3 protein-coding genes are annotated in these 3,433 nt (G+C 68.0%); all 3 read right to left on the bottom strand.

The window, feature by feature from the left end:
* Positions 1–122: 122 nt before the first annotated feature.
* The gene (gene hemL, locus DV704_RS11985) at positions 123–1,430 is read right to left on the bottom strand and encodes a glutamate-1-semialdehyde 2,1-aminomutase (RefSeq protein ID WP_114799811.1); all 1,308 of its coding nucleotides are present in this window, start codon (positions 1,428–1,430) and stop codon (positions 123–125) included.
* 45 nt (positions 1,431–1,475) lie between these two features.
* Positions 1,476–3,152: an NADPH-dependent assimilatory sulfite reductase hemoprotein subunit gene (locus tag DV704_RS11980; RefSeq protein WP_114799810.1), complete on the bottom strand. Its 1,677-nt coding sequence runs from the start codon at positions 3,150–3,152 to the stop codon at positions 1,476–1,478.
* 2 nt (positions 3,153–3,154) lie between these two features.
* Positions 3,155–3,433: SAM-dependent methyltransferase (locus tag DV704_RS12195; protein ID WP_369911274.1), on the bottom strand; the 279-nt coding region annotated here is incomplete at its 5' end.

Genomic DNA, 3,433 nt, shown 5'->3' with positions numbered 1-3,433 from the left:
TGCATATGATAGCACATCCGCCGCCCACTATGCTATGGGCTCCTTCGGAGCACGTGGAGGAGTCCATGTATCCCCGGTTTGAAAACCGGGGGATTATAGATCCCCCACACCCCCTCTTTTCTCTAAAGCCCACGGACGGCCAGCTGGGCCGCCTCCAGGGTAAAAGCCAGCTCCTGCTCGCCGTGGGCAGTGGAGAAGAAGGCTGCCTCGAACTGGCTGGGCGGCCAGTAGACCCCCTGCCGCAGCAGGCCGTGGAAGAAGCGCTTGAAGGCCTCGGTGTCGGACTCCACCGCCTGGGCGTAGGTCTCTACCGGGCCTTCGCGGAAGAAGGCCGTGACCATGGAGCCCACCCGGTTGAGGCATATGGGCCGGCCCGCCTCGGCGAACACCTCTTGCAGCCCCTCTTCCAGCGCCTTTCCGTAGGCCTCGAGCCGGGCGTAGGGGGGGTCTTGGAAGAGGGTTTTTAGGGTGGCGATGCCGGCGGCCATGGCCAGGGGGTTCCCGCTCAGGGTGCCGGCCTGGTAGACCGGGCCCAGGGGGGCCACCTGCTGCATAATCTCGGCCCGGCCCCCGTAGGCCCCCACCGGCAGCCCACCCCCCAGAATTTTGCCCCAGCAAATCAGGTCGGGCTTCAGGCCAAGCCGCTCCACCGCGCCCCCTTTGGCCAGGCGGAAGCCGGTCATCACCTCGTCGGCAATCAGCAGGGCCCCGTACTGCCGGGTGAGCCGGTGCAGGGCCTCCAAAAAGGCCGGGGTGGGCGCCAGTACCCCGGCGTTGCCCACCACCGGCTCGAAGATCACCGCGGCAATCTGCTCGCCGTGGCGCTCGAAGAGAACCCCCAGCCCCTCGGGGTCGTTGTAGTCGGCCACCAAGGTGAGCTCGGCCAGGGCCTGGGGCACCCCGGCGCTGCTGGGGGCGCTTCTGGCCGTGCCCCCGCTGCCGGTGAGCAGGCCCGAGCCGGCCTGCACCAGGAGGCTATCGGCGTGGCCGTGGTAGTTGCCGCGAAACTTCACGATGAGCTCGCGCCCGGTGTAGCCCCGGGCCAGCCGCAAGGCGCTCATGGTGGCCTCGGTGCCGCTGCTCACAAAGCGCACCAGGTCGGCCATGGGGTAGGCCTCCCGCACCAGCCGGGCCAGCGCAATTTCGCGCTCGGTGGGGGCCCCGTAGCTCAGGCCCTCCTGCAGGGCCTCCTGGATGGCCGCCACCACCTCGGGGTGGTTGTGGCCCAAAATCATGGGCCCCCAGGAGCCCACGTAGTCCAAAAGCCGGTTGCCGTCGGCATCCCACAAATAGGCCCCCTGGGCCCGGGCTATGAAGCGGGGCGTGCCCCCTACGGCCTTGAAGGCCCGCACCGGGGAGCTAACCCCCCCGGGCATCACCTCCTGGGCCTGGGCGAAAAGCTCGGCAGAGCGGGCGTCCAGAACCTTCATGCCCCAACCCTAGCACCCTGGGCCCGCCTGCGGCAAGCCAAGGGCCTAAGCCGGTGCGGCATGGAGGCGCTCCCGTAATGCAGCCAGCCCCACCCGGTGGCAGAAGTCGCCGAAGGCCTCGCCTTCCTGGCGGGCCTCGCGGTAGAAGGCCAGCAGCGGCTCTAGCACGGAGGCAATCTCCTCCCGCTTGAGGTTGTCCAAAAAGGGCTCGGCCAGCCGGGTGCCCAGGGGGCTTCCCCCCAGGTAGAGGCTGTAGCTATTCAGGCTGCGGCCCACCAGCCCCACCTCGGCGCTGTAGGGGCGGGCGCAGCCGTTGGGGCAGCCGGTCATGCGGATATGCGGAATGGGCCCTTCCTGCAGGCCCAGCCGGCTGAGCAGGGCGTCTACCTCGCGGATTACCCCGGGCAAGGCCCGCTCGGCCTCGGTGATGGCCAAACCGCAGGTGGGCAGGGCCGGGCAGGCCATGGCGTTTTGCACCACCAGGGGAATCTGGCCCTGGAAGGGGAGAGGGATCTGGTGGGCCCTCAGGAGGGCCTCGAGCTCGGCCTGCTGATGGGGTTCGACGTTCACAAAAAGGAGGTTCTGCTGCGGGGTCAGGCGCACCTCGAGGCCAAGCTGCTCCACCGCCGCCCTGAGGCCCTTGCGCAGGTTGTCCCGCACCCGCCCGTTCTCCACAAAAAGCCCCAGGAAGAGCCGCCCATCCCCCTGGGAGTGCCAGCCCAGGTGGTCGTCGCCGGACTGCCAGGCCAGGGGTTCTGCAGCAGGCAGGGTGTAGCCTAGGTAGGCCTCCACGGTGGACTTGAAGCGCTCCAGGCCCCAGGCCTCCACCAGGTACTTCATGCGGCTAAACTTGCGCTCGTCGCGCCGACCGTGGTCGCGCTGCACCCGCACGATGGCCTCCACCACCTCGAAGAGCTTTTCTTTGGGGATGGTGGTCAGGGGCTTGGCCAGGATGGGCCGGGTTTCCTTCAGCCCGTGGCTCTGGCCCAGGCCGCCCCCCACCAGCAGGGTGAAGCCCTCGAGGCCCGCCCCCACCTGCGGCACAATCCCGATGTCCTGGGTGTACACATCCACGCAGTTGTCCCCCGGCGCGGCGAAGGCAATCTTGAACTTGCGCGGCAGATAGGTGTCGCCGTACAGAGGCTCGCTTTCCTCGGCGCTCACGGCTTTTTCACCGTCCAACCAGATCTCATAGTAGGCCCGGGTGCGGGGCTTGAGCCGCTGGGAGAGCTCGCGGGCATAGGCCATGACCTCGGCCCGTACCCCGTCGGTAAAAGGGGCCGGACAGGCCACCACGTTGCGCACCACGTCGCCGCAGGCCGAAAGGGTGGTCAGGAGATGGTGGTGCAGGGTCTGGATTAAGGGCTTGAGCCCGCCCTTGCGCACGCCGTGGTACTGGATGGCCTGGCGCGTGGTGATGCGCAGGGTGGCGTTGCCCAGCCGATCGGCCAGGTCGTCCAGAGCCAGGTACTGCGCGGGGCTCAGCACCCCGCCAGGAATGGCCACCCGGATCATGAAGCTGTACTCAGGGCCCAGACCCTGGGCCTTGCGGGCCTTGCGCACGTCCCGGTCGTCCTGCTGGTAGATACCGTGGAACTTGAGGATCTGGTAGCCCTCCTCGCTGAAGTGATCCAGCCCGTTGTTAAGCTCCTGGTCTACCGGGCCGCGCAGCCGCCGGCTTTGCCGTTTGATGTGTTCTACCTTGGATAGCTTCTCAGACATCTTCACCGCTCCTTGGGCTGCAAGTACCGCTGGGTGGGCCTGCCCACCGCTTGCCGCCACCGCACGACTTCCCCTATTACCCACACAGCGGGGGCCTCCACGGCGACCTCTCCTTGGGCCACCTGGGCTAAGGTGGCCTCCACCACCCGCTCCCTGGGGGTACTGCTCCGTTCAATGAAGGCCACCGGCTCAGCCGGCGGCCGCCCCAGGGCGATGAGCTGGGCGGCCAGCTGTTGCCGCTGGCTTACCCCCATCAGCACCACCAGGGTCTCCACCCCGGC

This window comes from Meiothermus sp. QL-1 (assembly GCF_003351145.1).
In the GTDB taxonomy this organism is placed as follows: domain Bacteria; phylum Deinococcota; class Deinococci; order Deinococcales; family Thermaceae; genus Meiothermus.
Note: the sequence above shows the minus strand (reverse complement) of the source record. Positions and strands in the feature narration are given on the sequence as shown.